This window comes from Paenibacillus terreus (assembly GCF_042138595.1).
GTDB classification, from domain to species: Bacteria; Bacillota; Bacilli; order Paenibacillales; family Paenibacillaceae; genus Paenibacillus; species Paenibacillus terreus.
This window is the reverse complement of the sequence record NZ_JBHIRX010000004.1, coordinates 402380-427447: the sequence shown is the minus strand read 5'-3', so window position 1 is coordinate 427447 and position 25068 is coordinate 402380. Positions and strand designations below refer to the sequence as shown.

The 25068-nt window shown below is 50.2% G+C and carries 18 protein-coding genes; 16 read left to right on the top strand and 2 right to left on the bottom strand.

Translation table 11 applies throughout. From position 1 onward, the window contains the following. Positions 1-462 precede the first annotated feature (462 nt). From ACE5KN_RS11075 to ACE5KN_RS11025, 11 genes are all read left to right on the top strand, one after another. Complete coding sequence (locus ACE5KN_RS11075) at positions 463-2034, top strand: extracellular solute-binding protein (protein WP_375526472.1); 1572 nt, start codon at positions 463-465, stop codon at positions 2032-2034. Between the two features lie 38 nt (positions 2035-2072). Further along, positions 2073-2981: an ABC transporter permease gene (locus tag ACE5KN_RS11070; protein ID WP_375526455.1), complete on the top strand. Its 909-nt coding sequence runs from the start codon at positions 2073-2075 to the stop codon at positions 2979-2981. Between the two features lie 13 nt (positions 2982-2994). After that, a complete protein-coding gene (locus ACE5KN_RS11065; protein WP_375526454.1) occupies positions 2995-3873 on the top strand; it encodes a carbohydrate ABC transporter permease in 879 nt (292 codons plus the stop codon). Positions 3874-3909: 36 nt separating this feature from the next. Then, positions 3910-6255, top strand: coding sequence for a glycoside hydrolase family 2 TIM barrel-domain containing protein (locus tag ACE5KN_RS11060; RefSeq protein WP_375526453.1), 2346 nt, complete (start codon positions 3910-3912; stop codon positions 6253-6255). A gap of 139 nt (positions 6256-6394) precedes the next feature. Next, the gene (locus tag ACE5KN_RS11055; protein WP_375526452.1) at positions 6395-6970 is read left to right on the top strand and encodes a multicopper oxidase domain-containing protein; all 576 of its coding nucleotides are present in this window, start codon (positions 6395-6397) and stop codon (positions 6968-6970) included. Beyond that, positions 6855-8630, top strand: coding sequence for a sensor histidine kinase (locus ACE5KN_RS11050; RefSeq protein WP_375526471.1), 1776 nt, complete (start codon positions 6855-6857; stop codon positions 8628-8630). The genes ACE5KN_RS11055 and ACE5KN_RS11050 overlap by 116 nt, the downstream gene beginning before the upstream one ends. Next, positions 8605-9651, top strand: a complete 1047-nt coding sequence (locus ACE5KN_RS11045; RefSeq protein WP_375526451.1) for a response regulator transcription factor — start codon at positions 8605-8607, stop codon at positions 9649-9651. The genes ACE5KN_RS11050 and ACE5KN_RS11045 overlap by 26 nt, the downstream gene beginning before the upstream one ends. A gap of 114 nt (positions 9652-9765) precedes the next feature. Beyond that, positions 9766-11052, top strand: a complete 1287-nt coding sequence (locus ACE5KN_RS11040) for an extracellular solute-binding protein (RefSeq protein WP_375526450.1) — start codon at positions 9766-9768, stop codon at positions 11050-11052. Positions 11053-11177: 125 nt separating this feature from the next. Beyond that, entirely contained in the window at positions 11178-12035 is an 858-nt protein-coding gene (locus tag ACE5KN_RS11035) for a carbohydrate ABC transporter permease (RefSeq protein WP_375526470.1), read from the top strand. Beyond that, positions 12032-12859, top strand: a complete 828-nt coding sequence (locus tag ACE5KN_RS11030; RefSeq protein WP_375526449.1) for a carbohydrate ABC transporter permease — start codon at positions 12032-12034, stop codon at positions 12857-12859. The genes ACE5KN_RS11035 and ACE5KN_RS11030 overlap by 4 nt, the downstream gene beginning before the upstream one ends. A 544-nt stretch (positions 12860-13403) precedes the next feature. Continuing rightward, a complete protein-coding gene (locus ACE5KN_RS11025; protein ID WP_375526448.1) occupies positions 13404-14306 on the top strand; it encodes a transposase in 903 nt (300 codons plus the stop codon). Positions 14307-14970: 664 nt separating this feature from the next. On the opposite strand, the gene ACE5KN_RS11020 is transcribed toward ACE5KN_RS11025, so the two are convergent. Beyond that, a complete protein-coding gene (locus ACE5KN_RS11020) occupies positions 14971-15315 on the bottom strand; it encodes a hypothetical protein (RefSeq protein ID WP_375526447.1) in 345 nt (114 codons plus the stop codon). A gap of 898 nt (positions 15316-16213) precedes the next feature. Between ACE5KN_RS11020 and ACE5KN_RS11015 the strand changes: the two genes are divergently transcribed. From ACE5KN_RS11015 to ACE5KN_RS10995, 5 genes are all read left to right on the top strand, one after another. After that, a complete protein-coding gene (locus tag ACE5KN_RS11015) occupies positions 16214-17602 on the top strand; it encodes an ABC transporter substrate-binding protein (RefSeq protein ID WP_375526445.1) in 1389 nt (462 codons plus the stop codon). 108 nt (positions 17603-17710) lie between these two features. Further along, positions 17711-18550: a carbohydrate ABC transporter permease gene (locus tag ACE5KN_RS11010; RefSeq protein ID WP_375526469.1), complete on the top strand. Its 840-nt coding sequence runs from the start codon at positions 17711-17713 to the stop codon at positions 18548-18550. 21 nt (positions 18551-18571) lie between these two features. After that, a complete protein-coding gene (locus tag ACE5KN_RS11005; RefSeq protein WP_375526444.1) occupies positions 18572-19396 on the top strand; it encodes a carbohydrate ABC transporter permease in 825 nt (274 codons plus the stop codon). A 28-nt stretch (positions 19397-19424) separates the two neighbouring features. After that, positions 19425-22541, top strand: coding sequence for an alpha-mannosidase (locus ACE5KN_RS11000; RefSeq protein ID WP_375526443.1), 3117 nt, complete (start codon positions 19425-19427; stop codon positions 22539-22541). 299 nt (positions 22542-22840) lie between these two features. Beyond that, a complete protein-coding gene (locus tag ACE5KN_RS10995; protein ID WP_375526442.1) occupies positions 22841-23962 on the top strand; it encodes a GntR family transcriptional regulator in 1122 nt (373 codons plus the stop codon). Positions 23963-24041: 79 nt separating this feature from the next. Here ACE5KN_RS10995 and ACE5KN_RS10990 read toward each other — a convergent pair whose 3' ends face one another. Next, complete coding sequence (locus ACE5KN_RS10990; protein WP_375526441.1) at positions 24042-24938, bottom strand: LysR family transcriptional regulator; 897 nt, start codon at positions 24936-24938, stop codon at positions 24042-24044. Positions 24939-25068 lie beyond the last annotated feature (130 nt).

Genomic DNA, 25068 nt, shown 5'->3' with positions numbered 1-25068 from the left:
CTTTTGATCACGAAGTAAATCAGGAAGCGGACTCGACATCGAATCTTGAATTCAGCCGGGACTAAGCGGATGCTTCCGAAGCATGTTTCCTACGGAAACATTTCAGGTGCTCACGTACCCCATGTACGCTCCGCTCCTCAGTCCCTAGCTTCATCCAACTCAAGCGTTTTGAAAAAACGCACATCGGAAGCGTAGGCTTCGGTGCTGAAAACCTGACTTTTTGAACATGCACAATAAGTAAAAAGCATTGTCATTTTGCAAAAAAGCGGGTCGGGCAATTATGATGCCTGTCCTGCTTTTTTGCTGCACACGTACCACGATAGAAGTTTTTCCTTTTGATCAATCGATTTTGCATATTGAACATTGTCCAGCGGATCAGCAGCGCTTACATTGGAGAAGCACACAGACAATGACATGGAAATGGAGGTTGTAATTTTGGCAACGCAAACCGGAAAGCTAACAATGAAAAAGCTGATCATCTTTATGACAGGTCTGGCACTCCTGACGGCCGGCTGCAGCGGTTCAAACGACAGTAATAATGAAAGCGCTTCTAACCCATCCGGCAGCAGTGCATCCACCGAGGAATTTTCTTATCCTATGCCCGGAAGCCCGGAGCTAACCTTTATGAATGAAACGCTGGGGGGAACACCTGAACGACTGCCGATTGATGATGAGTATGAAAAACGGACCGGGATTAAAATCAAAAACCTGGGCGGGGCTCCCATGACAGACCAGAAGTTCAGTCTCATGCTCGCTTCGGGCGAGCTGCCGGATATTTTTCTGAACACCTGGCTGCAGTACCCGGGCGGCCCGGAAAAGGCAGTAGAGCAAGGGTACATTCTCAAGCTGAATGATCTGATTGACCAATATGCCCCCAATTTGAAAAGAACGCTGCAGGAGAACCCGGAGATTGACAAAATGATCAAAACGGATGACGGCACCTATTATGCCTTTCCGTTTATCCGTTCCGAGGCCGGACGAGTTTACGGCGGACCGATTATCCGCAAGGACTGGCTTGACGAGCTGAATCTGAAGATTCCGGAAACGATGGACGAATGGCATACGGTGCTGACTGCTTTCAAGGAAAAGAAGAATGCCGGAGCGCCTGTCACCTTCCGCACGATGTTTCTGGGTGAAAGAACGGGCGGTTTTGCCGGGGCATTTGGTGTGATGGGCAATTTTTATGTCAATAACGGTAAGGTCGTCTATGGTTACATGGAGCCAGATTATAAGGAATACCTGAGAACGATGGCTCAATGGTATAAGGAAGGGCTGATTGACAAGGATTTCGCTTCCATTGACGCACCTACGGTAGATAAAAAGATGACCTCCGGTGACAGCGGAGCCACGATCGGATGGCAGTTTTACATTGAAAAATACAATGCAGCGGTACAAGAGACCGATCCGAAAGCCGATTTTGTGGCAGCTCCATACCCGGCTGCGGCCAAAGGGCAGCTTCCCGAATTCGGTCAGCTCGACAATGCATACGCAGGAACCAGCTCGGCGGCCATCTCCGCCACGACCAAAAATGTGGAAGCAGCCATGCGCTGGCTGGACTACGCCTATTCGGAAGAGGGCAGAATGCTCAATACGTTCGGACTTGAAGGCGTGACTTACAACATGAAGGACGGCAAGCCTGTATACACGGATCTGGTTGTGAACAACCCCGAGGGGCTTGGCAGCGACCAGGTCATGATGAAATATGCGCATGGCACCAACTTCCCGATGATTCAGCAGGATAACAATCTGCCGGCCAAATACAAGCAGACGGCCGAGGCACTGGATGTTTGGAGAAAAACCAATCACGAAAAACATCTGCTGCCGCCGGTTACGCCTACAGCCGAGGAAGCGGATGAAATGAGCAGCATCATGAACGATATCAACGCGCTGGTGAAGGAAGCGGAGCTCAAAATCATTTTGGGCACCGAGCCTGTAGACAATTACGATCGCTATGTGCAGCAAATGAAGGATATGGGAATTGAGCGGGCGCTTGAAATTCAGCAGGCTGCTTATGAGCGTTACCTGAAAAGATAATGCTTCTGTCGAGAGGCTGCAGGGAGGAGTGAAGTGAAATGCTCAGAGCTAAATTAGCAAGGGATCTGGTACGCAATAAATGGCTGTACCTGATGATCCTGCCTGTGATCATTTATTATATGATGTTTCACTACGTGCCCATGTACGGGGCAGTGATCGCGTTTAAGCAATTTATCCCCGCCAAGGGCATTTTGGGCAGCGAATGGGTGGGATTCAAGCATTTTGAAGAGTTTTTCTCCAGCATCTACTTTTTCCGAGTCATCAAAAATACGGTTTTGCTCAGCCTTACGAACCTGCTGTTCGGGTTTCCGGCTCCCATCATTTTGGCGCTGCTGCTGAATGAAATGAAAAGCTCGGTCTTCCGCAGAATAACACAGACCATTACGTATATGCCGCATTTTATTACACTTGTTGTCGTCGCGGGCATTATCCGTTATTTCACTCTGTCTGACGGACTGATTAACGATGTGATTGCTTTTTTCGGGGGTGAACGGACGGCATTCCTGCAGCAGCCAGAGTCCTTCCGCCCCATTTATGTCATCAGTGAAATCTGGCAGCAGATCGGCTGGGGCACGATCATTTATCTGGCGGCCATATCCGGTATTGACCAGCAGCAGTACGAGGCAGCCAAAATTGACGGTGCGACCAAGCTGCAGCAGATTCGGCACATTACGTTTCCGGGCATCCTGCCAACGGTCATGATTATGCTGATTCTCGCGCTCGGGAACATTATGAATGTCGGGTTTGAGAAGATTATTCTGCTGTACAGCGCGAGCATTTACGAGACGGCGGATGTCATTTCCACCTATGTGTACCGCAAAGGCATCCTGGAGTTCAATTACGGCTACAGCGCCGCGGTTGGGCTGTTTAACTCCTTAATCAACTTCAGCATTCTGATCCTGGCGAACTATATAAGCAAACGTGTAAGTAAAAACAGTCTCTGGTAGGGAGTGAACATGTATGATCAAGCCATCCATCGGTGAACGGATCTTTGATGTGGTTAATGTGACGATCATGGTCATTTTGATCATCCTGACCCTTTATCCGATGCTGTACATTCTGTTTTCCTCGGTAAGCGAAGGGAATCGCTTGATTTCCTTTAACGGCGTTCTGCTCTGGCCGCAGGGTTTTTCACTGGACGGTTACAAGGCGGTGTTAAGCAATCCCGTCATTTTGCAGGGCTTCAAAAATACGCTGTTCGTACTCGTTGTAGGACTGATCATTAACATGACATTAACCGCACTCGGGGCTTATTTCCTGTCCCGGGAAGGAGTCATGCTGCAAAAGCCGATCATGTTTTTTATCGTATTTACGATGTTTTTCAGCGGGGGACTCGTTCCTTTCTTCCTGATTGTCAAAGCCTACGGACTGCTGGATTCCCTCTGGTCGCTGATTCTGCCTACGGCAGTCAGCACCTTCAATCTGATCATCATGCGCACCTACTTTCTGTCCATTCCGAAGGAGATGGAGGAGTCGGCCGTTCTGGACGGGGCGGGGCATTTCACCATTCTGTTCCGCATCTTTATTCCGCTGTCGATGCCGGTAGTCGCTGTCCTGATTTTGTACTATGGCGTAGGCCACTGGAACAGCTGGTTTAATGCCATGATTTTTTTGCGGGATCAAAATCTGTTCCCGATCCAACTGGTCGTAAGGAACATCATTCTGGAAAACGACAACGCAAACATGATTGGCACCACAACATTAATCCAGAGCCGGGATGTGCAGGAGACGTTGAAATATGCGGCGATCATCGTAACCACAGCACCCATCCTGCTGCTGTATCCGTTCCTGCAGAAATATTTTGTAAAAGGTGTTATGGTGGGAGCTTTAAAAGGATAACTGCGGCTAGTCTTATATCACTTAGGAGGTTAAATGATGACGAGCAGAACGATATTGCCTTTTAATACGGACTGGCGATTTACGGAAGGCAACTATGCAGGCGCCGACAAAAAGGACTATAACGACAGCAAGTGGCGGCAGCTGAACGTTCCCCATGATTGGAGCATCGAGAAGCCATTTGATCCGCACATGGAATTTGGCGGTAATCATGCTTATTTGCCCCGCTGGACGGTGGGCTGGTATCGCAAGCATTTCCGTTTGGCGGCTAACGAGGCGCAGCAGCGGGTCTATATCCAGTTTGACGGGATACACAATAACAGTGAGGTATGGATTAACGGTCATTTCCTGGGCAAGCGCCCTTACGGTTACGTAAGTTTCCAGTATGATCTGACCCCGTACATCCTGAGAGATGGGGAAAATGTCATTTCCGTTAAGGTCGATAATACCCCCATGCCGCCGGACCGCTGGTATTCCGGTTCAGGCATCTATCGCAACGTATGGCTGATCTCGACCAGCCGGGTGCATGTAACCGGATGGGGAACTTATATCACCACGCCCGAGATCACAGCCGATAAGGCAAAGCTAAACGCTGAAATTCAGGTGAAGAATCATGATGATCAGCCGGTTGAATGCACTATTGTGACTGAGATTGTGGATGCGGCAGGAACCCTCCAGGGAAGGGTTGGGACTCAACAAGACTTGGCTGGGGGAGAGACGTTGAAGATCGTACAGGGAGCCGAGATACATAACCCCGAGTTATGGTCCCCGGAATCTCCGGTGATGTACGAGGCGAGGACAACAATCTATTGCGAAGGTGCGGAAGTGGATCGGTACACAACTCCTTTTGGCATAAGAGAAATTAAATTCGACGCACAGGAAGGATTTTTTCTCAATGGAGTTCATATGAAGCTGAAAGGAGTATGCATACACCACGATCTGGGCTGTCTTGGCGCGGCCTATCACGATACGGCGATGCGAAGAAGGCTGGAGACGCTGAAGGAAATGGGCTGCAACGCCATCCGCTTTGCGCATAATCCGATGGCACCTGAACTGCTGGATCTTTGTGACCGGATGGGCTTTCTCGTCGTTGACGAGGCCTTTGATAAATGGAAATCGTTATATTATGAGCATTTGTTCGAGGAATGGTGGCAGAAGGACCTGGAAGCGATGCTGTTCCGTGACCGCAATCATCCCTGCGTCATCATGTGGAGCGTCGGCAATGAGGTGGAAAATCAGGGGCAGGCGGCCATGCTCGACATGCTGCAGATGCTTGTGGATTACTGCCACGAGGTGGACCCGACTCGCCCGGTGACCTGCGCCCTGGAGCCGCATAATACACCGCTCAGCCTGCGCGACGGCTCGATCGAAGGCAAGGTGCAGCATACGAAGGGGCTGGCCGAACGGATGGATATCCTCGGACTGAACTATCAGGAGCAGTGGTATGAGTATTACAGGGAGGCCATGCCGGATACTCTAATTCTCGGCACGGAGACCTTCCCGTTTTATCGCGGCAAGGACAATCGGGTGAAGGGGTACTTGCCGCTAAATCCGTGGTTCGATGTGCTCAAGCATAAGTATGTGATCGGTCAATTTGTGTGGGCAGGGATTGATTATCTCGGGGAAGCCGGTTACCCGTTAAAAGGGTGGCCGTCCGGCCTGATCGATACGTGCGGCTTCCGCAAGCCAATCTCCTACCTGCAGCAGAGCTTCTGGTCGGAAGAGCCAATGGTTCATATCGCCGTCTTTGACGACACCGTCAAGCAAGAGCATAATCCGCAGTGGACGATGCATTGGAAATCCCCGGCGCTGAAGGATCATTGGACGCTTCCTGATTATACTGGAAAGCTGGTGCGGCTGGTGACTTTTACGAACTGTGAGTCTGTTGAGCTGTTTGTGAATGATGAATCGTATGGAATCAGGGAGCTGAAGGATTATCCGGATCAAATGATCGTATGGCACCTCCCGTATGCGCCAGGAAAAATTCGTGCGGTGGGCAGAAACAGGGGACGGCAGGTATGTGAGCATGAATTGACGACAGCCGGAGAGCCATGCCAAATTGAACTTAAGTCTGACAGGAGTGAGATGCCTGCTGACAATCATGAAATTGCTCATATAGAGGTGATCATTGCGGACCAGGAAGGGGCTCTGGCTCCTCAGCGGGAATATGAGCTGCATTTCGAACTCACCGGAGAAGGACGTATCCTTGGCGTTGATAATGGAGATCTTACGAGCGATGAACCGTATAAAGGTAATCAAAGAAGCACACGGGGCGGCAAATGCCTGGTTATTGTGCAAGCAGGCGGGCAAACGGGGGAATTGATACTTCACGCCAAGGGGGAGGGGCTGCAGAGCGGGGAGATACAGATTAAGATCAGAAATTAAATATGGATATTTGTGGCTGCCAGGCTTGTTGGCAGCTTTTTTCTATTCGTGGCGTCAAAAATTACATGGCAACCCGGAGCTGATTTTGTCAATTTTCGATCTCTTCAAAAGTTCTACATATATTCCGCGCTATGATTGATTGGAAAAGCCAACTGTTTTAACAGGTAAAGAAATTAATTTGACTGCCTCTGTAAGCAATCAGGAGATCGCACCAGGCCAAACTTTGCCGGTATGGACTTTCAACAATTCTGTTCCTGGCCCGCAAATTCGGGTCACACAAGGTGAAACGATAAAAGTCAACTTGAAAAACCAGCTGCCGGAGCCAGTCACCATTCATTGGCACGGCGTTCCTGTCCCGAAAAGAATCAACATTACCAGCCATTCTATAATCGTATTCCAGAAGAAAATCAGGTATAATACAGCCAAAAAGAAACGGCATCATGGGGCAGTCACCGTTATAGCTTGTCTTTCGAGCAATTGTGAAAGCGCCTTCTTGATGAGGGCGCATTTTTTGCGCTTATCGTTGAAAGGACAAACTGGAGGGGAAAGCAGGTGCATCGGCATTGTTAAAAGATTTTTCCCGGCGTTTTATCCATCCTGTGCAGCGAAGTATCCGCAGCAAGCTGATTATCACGATGGTGCTGCTCGCTGTGCTGCCCATTATCGCCATCACGGCGCTGGCGGCCGAAAACAGCAGGACATCCATGGAATCTGAAGTTATCGATACCAATTTATCCAATATGAAATGGACCGGTATTTATTTGGGGGAACAATTTTCGCAGCTGAACAACCTGATTTATACGATTCAAGTCAGTCCGGGGCTGAGCGAATATTTAACAGACCGGGAGGAGGACAGCCTGTCGAACCGGTTTGCTGAGCAGCGTAAAATTTTTGAAATCCTGAACAGCGTATATTACTCCGCAGGCAATCATGTGGTCGGGATCAGCTTGTATGTACATGAAACCAGCACACTGTTTACGATCAACTCCATGCAAAACGATTTGCAGACACTTTCTGCTCCTCCTGTGGCCTATGACGATCTCGCCCGCCAACATAAGGATTTCATCATTGACACCAGTGGGAAGGATCCGGAAAAATTCACGCTGATCCGCAGCATCAATCGCTTTGAGAACCAGGAAAGGCTCGGGGCCATCACCTTGGAAATCCGCTGGTCAGCCTTTAACCAGACGCTTGAGCTGCTGGGCGGTATGGACAAGAAGGGGGTGCTTATTGCCGGAAGTGATGGGAAGGAGATGTACGATCCTTCGGGCGAAAGCGCTTTATCGAGTGAAGCTACAGAGCATCTTGCCGCATTGGGTCCGGGTCCGGGCTATTTCCGCACATCTCTGGAATATGTGTTTTATAATACCGTTGATCCGATCGGGCTGAGGCTGGTCAAGGTCATTCCGAAGCGGGACATTGACCAGAGTGCGATCAATACCATGACCTACGGCCTGCTTGTAGGCGCCGTGTCTGCGGTGTTGTCGGTGCTGCTTGCCGTTTTTGTCGCCTGGCGAACGGCCCGGCCCATCGTCAAGCTAGCCACATCAATGCGCGGCATCGACCTCATCGATGAACGCAAGGAACTGCCTGCCCGCAGCGGTAGGACGGATGAGATCGGTTATCTGGAAAATAATCTGCATGATATGGCTGTCCGTATCCGCAGTCATATTCAAAATGAATACAAAATCAATCTGGAAAAAAGAACGGCCGAGCTTAAAGCACTGCAATCGCAGATCAACCCCCACTTTCTGCAAAACACGCTGCAGCTCATTGGCGGTATGATTTTTGCGCGCCAGCCGGCGGACAGCTACGAGATTATCCGTTCACTAAGCGAAATGTTCCGTTACATCGTGCGCGAGCCGGATCACCTTGCATCCCTGCAGTCGGAGCTGAATCATCTGCAGCATTACATGCACATCCAGCAGAAGCGATTCTCAGGCAGGCTTCATTATACGCTTGAGGTGGAGGATGAAGCGCTGCAGAGTGAACTGCCCAAGCTCTCCTTGCAGCCGATAGTTGAAAATTCATTTACACACGGGCTGGAGTTCAGACAGGAGGATTGGAAGCTGGACGTATCGATCAAGCGCAGCGGCGCAGGGGTGCTAATCCGCATCAGGGATAACGGAGCCGGAATGACGCCGGAGCGGCTGGCAGAGCTGCGCGGCATGCTGGCCGCCGGTACAGACGGCCTCTGGGCAAGGGGAAAGAGCATCGGGCTCATTAACGTTGCGGCACGCATTCGCATGCATTTCGGTCCGATGTATGGAATCAGCATAAACAGCGAGCAGGGGAAAGGCACGGACATTTGCATCCGTATTCCATGGGAATCAGGAGGTTGGCAGATTGATGATCAAAGTGCTTTTGGTGGATGATGAACACTGGAACAGGGATATGATCCGGACGCTGGGGGAATGGGAGCGGCTTGATCTGCAAATTGTTGGTGAAGCCGGAGACGGGATCGAGGCTGTGCGGATGACGGAAGCGTTAAAGCCCGAAATTGTCATTACAGATATGCGTATGCCCGCTGCTGATGGTGTGGAGCTGCTGAGGATCTTAAACGACCGCTTCCCGGAGATTAAAGCGATTGTAATCAGCGGGTATGACGATTTTAATTATGCCAAGCATGCGCTAAAATACCGGGCGGTCGATTATCTGCTCAAGCCGATTGATCCGCTGGAGCTTAATGCAACACTGCAAAAATGCAAAACAGAGCTGCAAAGCACCACCACCCCCGAGCTGGAGCCGCTTGACCTTGAGTTTTCACAGCAGCTTTCCGGGTACAAGCAGCTGCTCCGTTCTCATTTCAATGAACTGAACGGGGAGGCGATAACTGTCGTATTCGAGCAGCTTCGACAGGATCTGTATGCAGACACAGACAGACGTAAGCTGGGACGGGTGGTGCAGGAGCTGCTGCTCCATTTGAAAGAGCTGCTCGCTGCCGTCATGCCGGGAGCGGAGCAGCAGGAGATCAAGGTGACACCGCATATGTTATCATCAGCCGACGCGGCAGTACATGAAGTGCAGCAATACTATGTGCAGGCGCTCGATGCGCTTGTGCAGCACCGTAAATTCAAGAACAAGCTGAATCTGGAGGAAGTCAGGCAGTATATGGAGCAGCATTTCAGCGAGCCGGTTACGCTGGAATTTCTGGCCAAGGTGTTTTTTGTCAGCAAAGAATATCTCAGCAAGGTATTTAAGCAGGAGTATGGGCTGAACGTGACCGATTATATTTTGCAGCTGCGAATGGAAAAGGCCAGGGAATGGATAACGGAGGATCAGCTTCCTATTAAAACCGTGTGCGAGATGGCCGGTTACGAGGATGTTTCTTATTTTTACCGTGTATTCAAGAAATATTTCGGAATAGCACCGGGGGAAATGCGCAAGCAGAGTTAGGTTTAAAAATGTCCAATAAAAAGGTCTAAATCCGTCCAATGAAGCGCTTACATTGATATTTTACAATGAAAGCGTGAACAAAAAAGAACACTGAACATCAGGGAGGTCATGGATGTGAGGAAGATATGGAAGGGTGTAACGGGCTCTGTATTGACTGCTGTACTGCTGGCCGGATGCGGCGCCAATGCGGGAACAAATGAGGCAGAGGGCGGGTCCTCCGCAGGCAACAGCGCCACACTCAAAATGTTCATTGCCCAGCCAAGACTGAAAGAGCATTACGACAAGTACATTGAACAGTTTAAGGCAAAGATGAAAGCGGAGAAAAATATCGATGTAACAGTGCAGCTGGAAATGCCGCCCTCAGACAATGCAGCGCAGATCCTGAAGACCCGGCTCGCCTCCAATGATGCGCCGGACGTGTTCGCGCTCCATGCGGTTAATGAGATTCCATCCTTCTACAAAGCCGGTTATCTGGAAGACCTGTCGAATCAGCCGTTTGTGGATAAGCTGCTGGACAGCGTGAAGCCGTCCGTAACGACAACCGATGGAAAAATCGTAGCCGTTCCACTCGAAACGCTCTCTTGGGGATACTTGTACAACAAGAAGATTTTTAAAGAACAGGGCATTACCCCGCCGACAACGCTGACCGAGATGAAAGCCGTAGTCGATAAGCTGAAGGCGGCCAATATAACGCCATTTGAAATATCTTATAAGGAATCCTGGATTCCGCAGCTGTTCCTGCCGCTTGCAGCCGGTGCCACAATCAACACGGGAGACAAGGACTTTATTGAACGGATGAATCAAGACCAAGGCTCCTTCAGTGAGATGAAGGATTCACTCTTCGGCATCATGGATCTGGTCAATGCCAACGGCACGGAACGCGCGCTGGAGGTAGGCGGAGATGATGGAGCAGCCGCATTTGCTACCGGCAAAGCCGCCATGTGGGTGCAAGGTCCATGGTATGCGGAGACGATTCTGAAATCGAACCCGGATCTGGACTTCGGCGTGGCACCGCTGCCGCTCAACGATAACCCGGATGCCACGATGATCAACCTGAGCACATCGACTTCACTTGCCGTGTCCTCCTCCAGCAAGAACAAGGAGCTGGCGCTGGATTTCATCAACTATGTGCTGGATGACAAGGATTCAAGCGCATTTTATCAGGCATTGAAATTTAATCCGATTGCAAAAATCCACACGTATGAAAGTTATCCTTGGGTAAATGATGCCATGGAGTATGTAAAAGCAGGCAAGTCCTATCAGGATCCGGCCATTCCTCAGGCAGTTAAAGACGAAGCCGGTAAATCGCTGCAGTCCTACTATGCCGGACAAATGTCCCAGGATGATGTGATTGCCGCACTCGATAAAGCATGGAAATCGTACAACAAGGTGAACAAGTAAAACTGCCAAGTGAAACTTGATGCAGCCATACCTGGAGTGGGGAAGAGAGCGATCTTCCCGCTCCTTTTCCCAAAGCTGCAAGGAGAGGAGGAGCCACTGTGTATAACGGGGTATACAAAAAGTACATGTCACTGCTGCTGTTCACGGCCCCGGCGTTTATTCTTTATGCGATCTTCCTGCTCATCCCAACGATCGGCGGCATGTACTACAGCTTCACGGACTGGAACGGGCTGAACCAGAATTACGATTTCATCGGCTTCGCCAACTTTACGGAGGCGCTGCGGGAAGACCCCGATTTTATGAATTCATTGTGGTTTACGCTGAAATATGTGCTGTTCATGATCGTTTTGCAAAATGGAATCGCCCTGCTGCTGGCGGTGCTGATCGAGTCCCGTACGAAGAGCAAAGGTTTTTTCCGGACGATCTTCTTCATGCCCAACATGATCAGCACTATTATCAGCGCATTTATGTGGACGTTTGTATTTTCGCAGGTGCTGCCGCAGCTGGCGGAGCGGTTCGCCATCACCTTTCTGAATCAGTCCTGGCTGGGTGATCCGCAGTATTCCTTTTACTCTATTCTGACGGTGTCGCTCTGGAACGGGGTAGGATACATGATGATCATCTATCTGGCCGCTCTGCAGGGAGTTCCGCAAAGCCTGAAGGAAGCCGCGATTATTGACGGCGCCAGTCCGCTCCAGACATTGCGCAGTGTGGTGCTGCCGATGATTACACATGCGGTCACGATCTGTTTCTTCCTGACACTGAACGGTGCCTTCAAGGTATTTGAGGTCGTGTACGGTTTGACAGGCGGAGGACCAGGCCGGGCCACACAGGTGATTACGATGAACATTTACGAGGAGGCATTCTCCAATAACTTCCGCTACGGATATGCGAGCGCGAAATCGGTCATCTTGTTTGTCATCGTCCTCATTTTCACCCTGATCCAGATCACCGTCATGAAGAAAAGGGAGGTGGAGGCATGAGAAAACACACAGCCAGCTCTCTGCTGATAAGATTGTTCCTGATCGTTGGGGCTGTCATTGCCTGCTTTCCAATCTATATGGCGGTCGTCAATTCCTTCAAAACCCAGGGTGAAATGTTTGCATCCTTTATTTCGCTGCCGACAACAATGCATTGGGAAAACTACAGCGACGCATTTGTTAAGATTAATCTGCTGGGCAGTACGCTGAACTCCGCGACGATATCCATTATCGGCATTGCCGGCATTATTCTGACCGCCTCATTGGCAGGGTACAAATTATCCCGCACACGGGGCAGATTAAGCGGCGCGATTTTCTTCCTGTTCGTTGCCTCCATGCTGGTGCCGTTCCATTCCATTATGATCCCGCTGACACGAATGGCTAAAGCGATGCATGTTCAGGGCACCACCTACGGTCTCGCTTTGATCTATATCGGGCTTGGCGTAAACATGGCCATATTCCTCTATCACGGTTTTGTCAAATCCATCCCGCGCGAGCTGGAGGAATCTGCACAGATCGACGGCTGCAACGAGTTTCAGACGTTCTTCCGGATCATTTTCCCGCTGCTGCTGCCGATTACAGTAACCATTGCGATATTGGATTTCCTGTGGATCTGGAACGATTTCCTGCTGCCCTTGCTGATGCTGACGGATGTGAACACATACACCTTGATCCTGTCGACCAACATGCTGTTCGGGGAGTACAACAAAGATTGGCCCTTGATTCTCTCCTCACTGGTGCTGACGGCGATCCCGGTTGTCATTATTTACGGATTCTTTCAGAAATTCATTATGGAAGGTATCGCGGAAGGCGCGGTTAAGGGCTGAACAGGCTGTCACTTTAGAATATGACCATCTTATTAGGAGAATCGTCGGAATGACGATTCTTCTATATAGTTACCTGACTCAACTTTCGCAGCATGAAATCAGCAAACAGGCCTTGATGTAACTGTGCAAAACAGGGATCCACTGCTGGAGTTGACGCTGAATCAGCAGACAGCTTTTTTCTAGCTTTCTTGGAAGAAGGGTATTCACCCCGCTCAGAGTCTAGTATCCAGAGTGAGAGGATGGCTATAGGGTATGATGTTTGGTGTTTGGTATCTGGTGTCCGTTACCTGATGTCTGATGCCTGATGCTTGGTTCCTGATGCCTGGTTCCTGGTTCCTGATGCCTCTCCGTGCTGCTTTGCATGATTATCCCTTTTGATCAGAGGTAGGGGTTGAGGGAGCCTAGGGGAAGGAATAAGGAGAAAAGAGATACGAAAAAAAGAGGTAGTTAAAGTGGAATGTTCGGATTGAAACAAGAACATATGTTTGGTATAATAAGATAAAGAACGTATGTTCTTATATTATTAATTCGGGGGCGAGCAGACATGGAAGTCCAAGCGGAAACGGAACTTCAATCCTTTAGCAGTCGTTATCACAACGAGCAGGACTGCATGGAGGCATTGATCGCGATGAAGTGGCCGAATGGCTTCGTCTGCCCGCGTTGCGCTCATACCCGCTGCAGTCGTCTGACTTCCCGGCGCATTCCCTTGTTTGAGTGCGCCAGGTGTGCGCATCAAACGTCAGCTTTGGTCGGCACGATTTTTGAACGAACCCATCTCCCCCTGACCAAGTGGTTCCAGGCACTGGAGTTGTTCCTGCTGCCCGACGGCATCTCGGCGATGCGGCTGAGCCAGGTGATCCAGGTCACCTACAAGACAGCCTGGCTGATGCTCCACAGAATCCGCCATGCCATCGGGGAGTTCGATGCCCGGGAGCTGCTCTGCGGAGACGTGAAGGTGAACAGCGACCTGTATGGGCGTAATCCGGCCCGGCCACAGTTTCCTCATCCGTATGCTTCGGCGGTCGTAGCGGGATGCACGGTTACGGAATCGGGCGAGCCGGAGCGGGTCAAAATCCATCTGGTCCCGCAGGTGAGGGGAGATGGGAACGGAGCGAATCGACTCGAACTCGCTGTGTTCATCCATGAACAGGTAGATGTCCGTGCATCGGAGGTACAGTCGTTCCCTCAAACCTATCGGCTGTATAGACCCTTGAAGAAAGTCGTGAGCGAGGCGTGGACATCGCTGAAGCGTACATATATTGCCTTGGGCACCAAACATCTGCAGGCGTACCTCAATGAGTACACCGTACGCCGACGACTGCGCCGGCCCGGAGTGGAAGAATCGATGTGGCAGAAGTTGTTGTACATGGGCGTGGCGATTCCGGCGATCCCTTACCGCCGATTGATCGCGCGCCAACCGGTTCAGCCTCTTGCGGCTGCGTCCTGATCACAGGGCTTAAACGAGGAAAGGTGAGCATGATGTGCATGGCTTGAACGGTGTGGTCAGCATGAACGAAGACATCGGAAAAATTCAAGTTCAAGCGGCAACGAGGGCCAGGATCTTTTATTTTTTCAGGGCGTTGCTCCGCTCTCTTCTTCTCTCTCGGTCGGTTTCACATCATCTAAACGCTCTGCTTTCTCCTAAGCTCGCCACATCATCTCGAACCGATTTGCTTCCCCATAAGGCACGATCCCAAAATAATAGACCCATTCGATGGTCTTAAATAGCGTAACAACAGGCATTTTCGTGCCTCGCTTGATCCGTTATTTTCTTTAACGTGCCTAAAGATAATTTTCGGTCCCCGGTTTTCTGTTTTTCTTTACCTGATCCAATGGGATAATCGTGCAAGGCTCCCGAGTAGCGAGTTCACATGCCTTGCCGCGGTCGACGGGTGGCTTGACTGTCAAGCACGGATGATTAGGTGGAGTCCATAAAATGAGTTCACTTCACTTTCGTAGCATGAAATCGGCAAACTTGCCAGGAGGGGATTCGAATTCCTCAGAACCCAGCAGTACAAAGGTTTAAATTGGATTTGTCCTCTGCGAAAGTTGAGTTACCTGAATGATCAGGGAGAGTTTGATTATATAAGTAGCAGAGAAGAGTCGCTTTTCTATCTAATCTTAACGAAAATCAGTGCAATTATAGGGAACAATAGAAATAAACCGTAAACTACTCCATAAATTGCAATCTGTGCATTAATCGCATCAAAATAATATAAAAGCCCGAGTAATGAAGTATACGCTAGTGAGGCGGCATAGGAATAATGCCCGATAGTTGAGATATTAGCATGATATGTTGAACTTTTCTTAGCAAAATATAATAGTACCTCAGAGATAAACGATGTAATAAAAAGGTATCCCAGAAAGGTGAGGTTTGCAAAAAAAATTAAAAATATACCCAGAACTGCTTCTAAAACCATCTTAAAGATTGGAAGACCATCACTTTTACCTATCATCTTTTCCCTCCTTCTATGGAAAAATCTTTTGTGGATATTGTAATCTTATTAAGTTAAAAAATTCAAGTTTATTTCCAGTATTGTCTTATCTTATTCCATGATTATCAAACCATCTCCTTAGCGGAATTGCCATCCGCTAGATCCCTTAGGTTTGTGTTAGCCGCAGCTTGGCTGTGTTTTCTATGAATATTTTGGTATAATAAGGTAGTGGTTTGACATATGGAGGAATAATACTCGCTTTGAAATAGATCCTGGATACGGACATCTTGAAATATTTGTGAAAAACAGAGGTCGTTCAACCATTACTTTTAGCCTGGTACATAAAGACAGCGGCAAATTATATATTACCAAGACTGTGGGCGCTGGTAAAAGCTTGGATTGGAATAACTTAGACTCTTTTCCACAAGGGCTACGCTCAGGAGATTATGAAATACAATGGAGAGCTGGCGGCGATATTGTGCATGTCTCGGCATGGGGGGCACCAAGTCGCTACCCAAGCAAAATTGAATAATTAGCTAACAAAACAAGGAAAGCTTAGGTCTATTCATCTGGCCTGGAGCTTTCCTTGTTTCGTATCTCATGGTCACGCCGTAGTTTGGAAAATCGAAAATTGTATTTACGCAAGAAATAAATTGTCGAACACAATGATGAGGAAGAAAATACAAAATACATATTGACATATATCATCTATACCAAGTAGATTATGTTTATGCCAGGTTTACCCAATCACAATAGCAATATGAGGGGGAGATGCAGAGCATACATAAAGTCTATTCAAAGGTCCTTGATCACTAACGTATTGCCTTGGCAGGAAATAAATTTTTTTCTACAGAATTGTAAGCGTTTACTTCGTAAGGCAGGCTGTTACCTATACCATTGCGGAAACGGGGAGATTCTGATGGGATTGAGCAGATACAAGAGATTGGCGACGATTTGTTTGGTAACGGGGGGCTTATTGTTAAGCACGGCTTGTTCCAGTGGAGGCTCGGGTACGAATGCTGGCGGCGGGGAAAGTGATAAAAATGTGATCAGCATTACGTTCCGCTCCGGCGGAGGAGCCAATCAGGCATTAACACAGTGGCTGGAGCAGGAGGTCATTCCGGAATTCAAAAAAGCGCATCCGGATGCAGAAGTAAAGCTGTCTCCGCTGAATGTGTCGGAAGGCGATTATTTTGCCAAGGTTGCTCTGATGCTGAAATCCGCCAATACGGCACCCGATGTGGTGACAGAGGATACGTTCATGGTCAACTCGGATGCCAGCGCAGGTTATCTGGAACCGCTGGATGACAAGGTGAAAGGCTGGAGCGAGTGGGGACAGTTTACCGAGAATGTCAAAAACGGGGTCATCGCCCAGGACGGCAAAGTATATGGAGTTCCATATAATACCGATGCCCGCGGGCTGTGGTATAACAAGGAACTGTTCCAGCAGGCCGGCCTTCCGGTGCCATGGGAGCCCAAGACGTGGGACGACATTTTGACTGCCGCCAAAACGATCAAGGAGAAGCTGCCTGCGGATGTCGTTCCGCTCTGGATGAACTCAGGCAAAGCGACCGGGGAAGCCACCTCCATGCAGACATTTGAAATGCTGCTGTACGGAACAGGAGACCCGCTGTATGACACGGAGTCCAAGAAATGGATTGTCAAGAGCGAAGGGCTGACAAATACATTCAAATTTATCGACCAGGTCTACAAGCAAAAGCTCGGGCCGAATCTGTCCCAGGTATTGAACGGTCAGGCGGGTGCGGTTGCTTACCAGCAGCTCATGCCGAAGGGCAAGCTGGCGATCGGCCTTGACGGCGTTTGGCAGATCGGCACCTGGGGAGAGGGCGGCTCTGCTCCATGGCCGGAGTCCAAGGATGTTATAGGTTTTGCAGCAATGCCGACGGAAAAAGGGCAGGCCCCAGGCTCTGTGTCCATGTCCGGCGGCTGGGCCTGGTCCATTCCGAAAAATTCGGACAATAAAGAACTGGCCTGGGAATTTGTAAAGCTGGCATCCAACAAGGAGCATAATCTGTCCCTCTTGCTAAAAGAGAACAATCTGTCTCCACGCAGTGATGTATCCGAGGATCCGAAGTATCAGGCGATCCCTATGTTCAAGGAAGCTTCCGCTTTCCTGAAGAACACCCATTTCCGCCCGGCTGTTGATAAATACCCTTCCGTATCAACCCAGATTCAGACACTGGTTGAAGATGTCGTCACGGGAAGATTGACACCTGAACAGGCAGCCGAGCAGTATCAGGCGAATGTCACGAAAATTGTAGGCGAGGATCTTGTGACTACACGCTAACCAGCAGATGAACAAGAGAGGAGTGTTACTGTGGCTGCAAATCCGGCTTCCGGGACGGTACGGACGGACCGCGCTGCCAAACGGGATTACACGGCGCTCAGGTCGGTTCTGTTCTTATTTCCCGCATGGCTGCTGCTGCTTGTCTTTTTTGCCGGACCGATCCTGTTGACGTTCTATTTTGCATTTACGAACCTGTCCCTGACAGGCACTGCCGCGCAAAACATAGAGTTTGTCGGCTTCCAGAACTTTGCGGCGATGTTCCAGGATCCGAATTTTCGGATCAGCATGGTGAATACGATTCTGTTTTTGCTGGCATCCGCTGTGTTGGGGCAGCAGATTTTAGGGTTTATGTTGGCCCTGCTCATGAAGGAGAGAAATCCGACGTTCCGGCGTTTGATCGGCATTATTGTCATCGCGGGCTGGGTTACTCCGGAAATCGTAGTGGCCTTTTGTTGGGTAGCTTTTCTTAGCGATAACGGTACCCTGAATGCCATCCTTGGATATGCCGGACTGCAGCCGGTAACCTGGCTGTACACCTTCCCGATGGTCAGCGTGATCGTGGCCAATATATGGCACGGCACCGCTTTTTCCATGATGGTATTCCAGGCTGCGCTGGATGATGTGCCCAAAACGATTGAGGAAGCGGCTGTCATTGACGGAGCGAGCCGGTTCCAGGTGCTTACGCGGGTCGTTATCCCGACGGTCAAGGGCTCCATTGTCACGAACATGATTCTGGTGACGCTGCAGACGCTGGGCGTATTTACCCTGATCTATGCCATGACAGGCGGCGGACCGGGTACGGCCACGCAAACGCTGCCGATTTTCATGTATAATCAGGCTTTTGTCAATTATCAGCTTGGTTACGGTACAGCGATTTCCCTGATCCTGCTGTTGATCGGCATCCTGGCGAGCCTGGTGTACATGCGGTCCATGAACGTCAAAGTATAGGGAAAGGCGGGTGAATTCACGATGAATCGTTTTAAAGCTGAAAAAACCGTCCCCTATATCATTCTGACGCTTATAGGGGTGATGTTTCTGCTGCCGCTGCTGTGGGTGATTTTGGCTTCGGTTGATCCCAATGCGCAGCAGGCTTTGAAAATTCCGGACTCCTTAACGCTGCAAAATTTTACGTCGATCCTTACGGACCCTGCGAATATTCGCTCTTTTATCATCGGTCTGCTGCTGTCCTTCGGGCAAGCCGTACTGGTCGTTGTGATCGCAGGGCTGGCTGCATACCCGCTGTCACGATACAGTCTGAAGTACAAAAAACCTTTTATGTACACCATTCTCTTCATGACCTCGCTGCCGATTACGGCGGTGATGGTACCCGTTTATCAGCTGTTTATTTACTTGAAGCTGGATGATTCCATACTGGGCACGATGCTGTTTCTGACCGCATCCGGTCTGCCTTACGGGATATGGATGATGAAAAATTTCATGGATGCCGTACCGATTGAGCTGGAGGAATCCGCTTGGGTGGATGGCGCCGCGGTGTGGACAGGGCTGCGGAGAATCGTGGCCCCGCTTATGGTACCGGGTATCTGCACCGTTGCTATTTTTACATTCTCAGGAAGCTGGGGCAACTTCTTCGTTCCTTACATTCTGATCCAGACACCGGAAAATTTCCCTGCTTCCGTCAGCATCTATCAGTTCTTCGGCAGCTACGGCATGGTGGAATACGGCAAGCTTGCGGCTTTTTCACTGATCTATACAATGCCGGCCGTTGTACTGTATATCTTCTCGCAGCGCTATATGTCAAAAGGATTCAGCCTCGGCGGAGCATCCAAAGGATAAAGATTCAACGTTGAAGGGAGCTGCACGTATGTTTTGGACGACTGAAAAGCTTGAACGCCGTATACGTGAATTGAGCACATGGCGTTACCGCAATATCCTGCCCATTGCCTCCTTCCAGGCTCAACTGGACGGGGAAGGGGCGGTAGGCCAGCGTCCTCCTCAAGAGGGGCAATGGTCTGTTATGAATACAGGAGACCGCTGGGAAGGGCGGGACAAATATATATGGATCAAGGCGGATGCAGAGATTCCGGCAGATTGGAAAAGTGAAAAAATCGTCGGTGTGTTCGACTTCGGCAAAACGGGCGGGGGCGGCAATTCCGGTTTTGAATCCCTGCTTTATCTCAACGGAGAGCCCTATCAGGGCGTGGATATGAATCATCAGGAGGTGTTCATCAGCGACGAGCTGGCCGGGAGCAGCCTGAACCTGTGCTTCAGGCTGTGGTCCGGACTGGAGGGCGGCGGCAAGCCGACGGTGCAGGAGCACCAGATTAAAACGGCGTTTATCGCTTGTCTGGATACGAGGACGGATGATCTGTATTTCACAGCAAAAGCGGCTCTCGATACCGTCAATTATTTGCCGGAGACGCAGCCGGAAAGACAAACGCTGTTAAAAGCCCTGGATCAGGCTTTTCTGTTGATTGACTGGTCCGCCCCGGGCTCGGATTCGTTCTACGATAGCATATACCGTGCGGGTGCAAGCTTGAATGAAGGGATTGAGAATATTCCGAAGCATTACCCGGTAACGGTAACCTGCATCGGTCACACGCACATCGATGTAGCATGGCTGTGGCGGCTGAAGCACACCAGGGAAAAAGCGGCCCGTTCCTTCTCGACCGTGCTGCGGCTGATGGAGCTCTTTCCGGAATATATCTTTTTGCAGACTCAGCCGCAATTGTACGACTATATCCGGAAGGATTACCCGGACCTTTACGAACAGATCGGAAAGCGGGTACAGGAAGGGCGCTGGGAGACGGACGGGGGCATGTGGCTGGAGGCGGACTGCAACCTCACTTCCGGTGAATCATTGGTACGGCAGCTGCTCTATGGAACAAAGTTTTTCCGGGAACAGTACGGCAGGCAATGCGAATATTTATGGCTCCCTGATGTATTCGGATATAGCTGGGCCTTGCCGCAGATTTTGGTCAAATCGGGAATCCGCACATTTATGACGACCAAAATCAGCTGGAGCCAGTTCAACAAAATGCCGCATGATACGTTTAAATGGCGCGGCATTGACGGCACGGAAATTCTCACCCATTTTATTACGACACCTGAAGACGAGTATTGGTTCTACACCTACAACGGGCGCATTACACCACGTACTGTGAAGGGAAGCTGGGAGGTGTACCGCGACAAGGCAGTGAACCAGGAGCTGCTGCTCTCCTACGGTTATGGGGACGGGGGAGGCGGTGTCAACCGCGAGATGCTGGAAATGCGCAGACGGCTGGATCGGATGCCTGGCCTGCCGGCGGTGAAGACGGGAAGAGCGGACGAATTTTTTGCCCGTCTGCATGAAACGGTCGAGCATACGGACCAGTATGTTCATACCTGGGATGGAGAACTGTACCTGGAGTACCATCGCGGCACCTACACGAGCCAGGCATACAACAAGCGCATGAATCGGAAAATGGAGCTGCTGCTGCGTGAAGCAGAATGGAGAAGCGTATTGCAAAGCGTCATGTCTGGTGACTGGTCAGCCTATCCGGCACAGAAGCTTGAGGAAAGCTGGAAAATCGTGCTGCGTAACCAATTCCATGACATTATTCCAGGTTCATCGATCCGGGAGGTGTACGAGGACAGCAAGGTCGAATATGAAGAGGCCGAACGTCTTGCAAGCGGGGCGTTGTCGGAAGCGGTCAAAGGGCTCATAAATGGAGATGATCCGCAATCATTTACCGTCTTCAATTCCGCCTCCTGGAGCCGCAGAGGTATCGTTCAGATTGAGGGGCAGGCCAGCGAGGAGCTGATCTGGAAAAACGAGAACGGTGCCCTCTTGCAGTCCCAGCAGACCGGCGATGGAAGCTGGCTCGTGCAGCTGGAGCAGATCCCGTCAATGGGAGCCACAGTCATTACCTGCGAACAAGGTGGAGAGGAGCAGAATGATTCCGTATTCCGGATCACGAACAACTCTGTTACAACTCCTTATTATGAAGTTACATGGAATGAGAACGGCCAATTGACCCGCATTTTTGATGTGAAAAACGGGCGGGACGTGCTGGCTGCGGGGGCGAGAGGCAATGTGCTGCAGCTATTCGAGGATAAACCGATGCAGTATGATGCCTGGGATATCGATATTTATTACCAGGAGAAGATGAAGGAAATTACCGAATTGACCGGGTGCAAAGTCATCGAGAACGGGCCGGTCCGCACCGTCATTCAGTTCATCTGGTCGTATAACCGGTCCGTGATCACACAGAATATGGTTCTGTATGCAGCCAGCCCGCGCATTGATTTTGAAACACATATCGATTGGCATGAGCAGGATCAGTTGCTGAAAGCGGCCTTCACCGTGGACGTGCGGGCAACAGAAGCGACCTATGACATTCAGTATGGCAACGTCAAGCGGCCGACTCACTGGAATACGAGCTGGGACTACGCGCGCTTTGAAACGGTGGGCCATCAATGGGCGGATCTGTCGGAAACCGGTTATGGTGTCAGCTTGCTGAATGATTGCAAATACGGCCATGATATCAAGGATAATGTCATGCGCCTGACTTTGCTGAAATCGGCAACTTACCCGGATGTGCTGGCGGATCAGGGTGAACACGTATTTACGTATGCACTGCTTCCACATGCATCCGGCTGGTATGAGGGTGGGACGGTCCGTGAAGCATGGGATCTCAATAACCCGCTTTCCGGAATTGAGGGGCGGAGCGGCAGTCTGTCCATGTTCTCGCTGAACTGCGATCACGTCATGATCGATGCCGTGAAAAAAGCGGAAGAGGGCGAGCGTATCGTCATCCGGCTGCATGAATTTGCAGGGGCCAGAGGACGGGTGGAGATCAGCAGCGGGCTGAACGTTGTCTCCTGGCAGGAATGCGATCTGCTGGAGAGAGCCGCAGACGGTGGTCCCGAGCAAGGGCCTTTCTCCTTTGACATCAAGCCCTATGAAATCAAAACCTTTCTCGTACAGCTAAAAAAATAAACGAGCCAACAGCCCTTCCGGTATAATAGAGAGGTAATTATACTTGAAGGGTTCTTTAAGTGAGTGTTCAAAAAGTCAGGTTTTCAGCACCAAGAAGGTTGAATGAAGCCAGGGACTGAGGAGCGGAGCGTACTTGGGGTACGTGAGCCCCGGAAGGCCCGGCTGAATTCAAGATTCGATGTCGAGTCCGCTTCCTGACCTCCTTCGTGATCAAAAGATGACTTTTTGAACTACCTCTTAAGTAGAGAGGGATGTGCCCGATTCCGATAGATAGAGAAGGTTATGAGGTGGAGGCTGGGATGAAAGCTTTATATGAACAAGTATATCAAGCATTGAAGCAGGACATTGTGTCCGGAAAATACAAGGCAGGCGACCGTGTCCCGTCGGAGAAGGAGCTGTCTGAAGACTTTCGCGTCAGCCGGATTACGAGCAAAAAAGCGTTGGAGAAATTGGTTGAGGACGGTACCGTATACCGGCAGCGGGGCAAAGGCACATTCGTGTCAGGAGATCAGAGTGGGAAGCGGATCGTAGAGGACAACGAGCGCAAACCGCTGTTTGGTCTGATCGTGACCGCATTCGACGATACCTACGGAACCAAGCTCATTTCAAGTATTGAGGAAGCCTCTGACGGCAAATGCTTTGTGATTTTGAAGCGTTCCCTTGGGCAGCCTGCCAAAGAGGAAAAAATGATCAAAGAGCTGCTGGAATTCGGCGTTGACGGGCTTCTTATTTATCCGGCGGAAGCGGAGCATTACGGCTCGGAAATTTTGAAAATGGTGGTCAACCGCTTTCCGTTTGTCCTGATCGACAGATGCTTCAAGGGGGTCGCCGCGACTTCTGTGTCCACCGATAATACAGCCGCCGCCAAAATGGGAGTGGAATACTTATTTGGCCTGGGTCACGTGCATATCGGCATTGTATCGCCGCGCCCGATCGGAATTACGACGGTGGAAGACCGCTTGGACGGGATCGTGCAGGCCTATGCGGAGAGAAACGCCGTCGTAGACAGGCAGCTGTGGCTTACCGCGATTGAGAGCACACAGCCCTCCTCCGGGGCAACGATGGATCAGGATATCGAGCAAATCCAAAAGCATCTGGTGCGCAATCCGCACATCACCGCTTTATTTGCCATGGAGTATAACATCGCGGTTTTGGCCAAGAGAGCCGCTGAGCAGCTTGGTCTGAGCGTGCCGGAGGATCTGTCCATTTTATGCTTTGACGGGCCGGAGCCCAGTCTGCAGAGCTGGAATTTCTCCCGCATTCTCCAGGACGAGAAGGCGCTCGGCGAGCTTGCGATCCAAAGGCTGCTGGATATGATGGAGGGCGAGTTCATTAACCGGCAGGATTTCCTTCCCGCAACACTGGTGGAAGGCAATAGTGTCCTCCCGAATACTGCCACCAGTAAATCGGTGTCCTCATGAACATGAACGATACAGAAAGACAGACCGCTTAACCTGAACCAAGGCAAGCGGTCTTTTAGCGTTAATTATTATTTTGGCATTAATCACATAAATTTTTTTCCAGCAGAAGTTCAATAAATTTGTTGGCCGCACTGGATAACGGCAAATTCTGCATGGTCATGATGCCAACGCGCGAAGGGGGCAGCTGTACGCCCAACTGGATTTCGAACAGAGAGCCCTCCTCAAGCTCCTTTGTCACAAACTCCCTGGTCACGTAGGATATTCCAAGGCCTCGCCGCGCAAACTCGATGAGCAGATCCACGCTTCCTACCTCGATATCCGGCTTCAGATGGTAGCCGTAGCTTTCGAACAGCTCCGTAATACCCACCCGCACCCGGCTGTTGCGTGAGAATAATATGATCGGGTACTGCTGCAGCTTTTCCAATGGCAAAATCTCGTGCTTCAGCTCGGCATACCGCTCCCCTGCCACAAAGCACTCCCTGAGCTGGAAGCTCTCTTTGACATCCAACTGAGGATCCACAATCGGCATGCGTACAACGCCCAGATCAATTCTGCCTTCTTTAAGAAAAGAGATAATTTCCGGAGTCGTTCCGTGGTTGAGCTGCAATCTGACATCCGGGAACTGTTCATGGAATTTCTCTATGAATGGAAGCAAATAATGCTTGAACAGCGATTCACTGCCTCCGACCCGCAGTTCGCCGCTTGCCAGATTTTTCAGCGCAGCCATTCTTTCTTCGGCCAATGTGATTAAAATTTGCGATTGTTCGATATAGGAATATAGAACAGCACCCTCCTGCGTAAGAATCACACCTTTGGCATTTCTGTGAAACAGCGTGATGCCGAAGCTGTCCTCCAGCTGCTTGATCGCATGACTGACGCTGGGCTGGGTGAGGTACAATGCCTTGGCTGCCTGGGACAAGCTGCCTGTTTTGGCCGCCCAATAAAAAACCTTGTAAAGCTCATAATTTATACTCATAAATGTGATCTATATCTCCTCTTAAATTTATCAATTACTTATATGGCTTCTAAAAGTATTATAGTAGAACCAGAAAGAACAAACCAGAGCTTGCCAAAAACAACCGTCAATAAAAAGCAGCACAGTCACC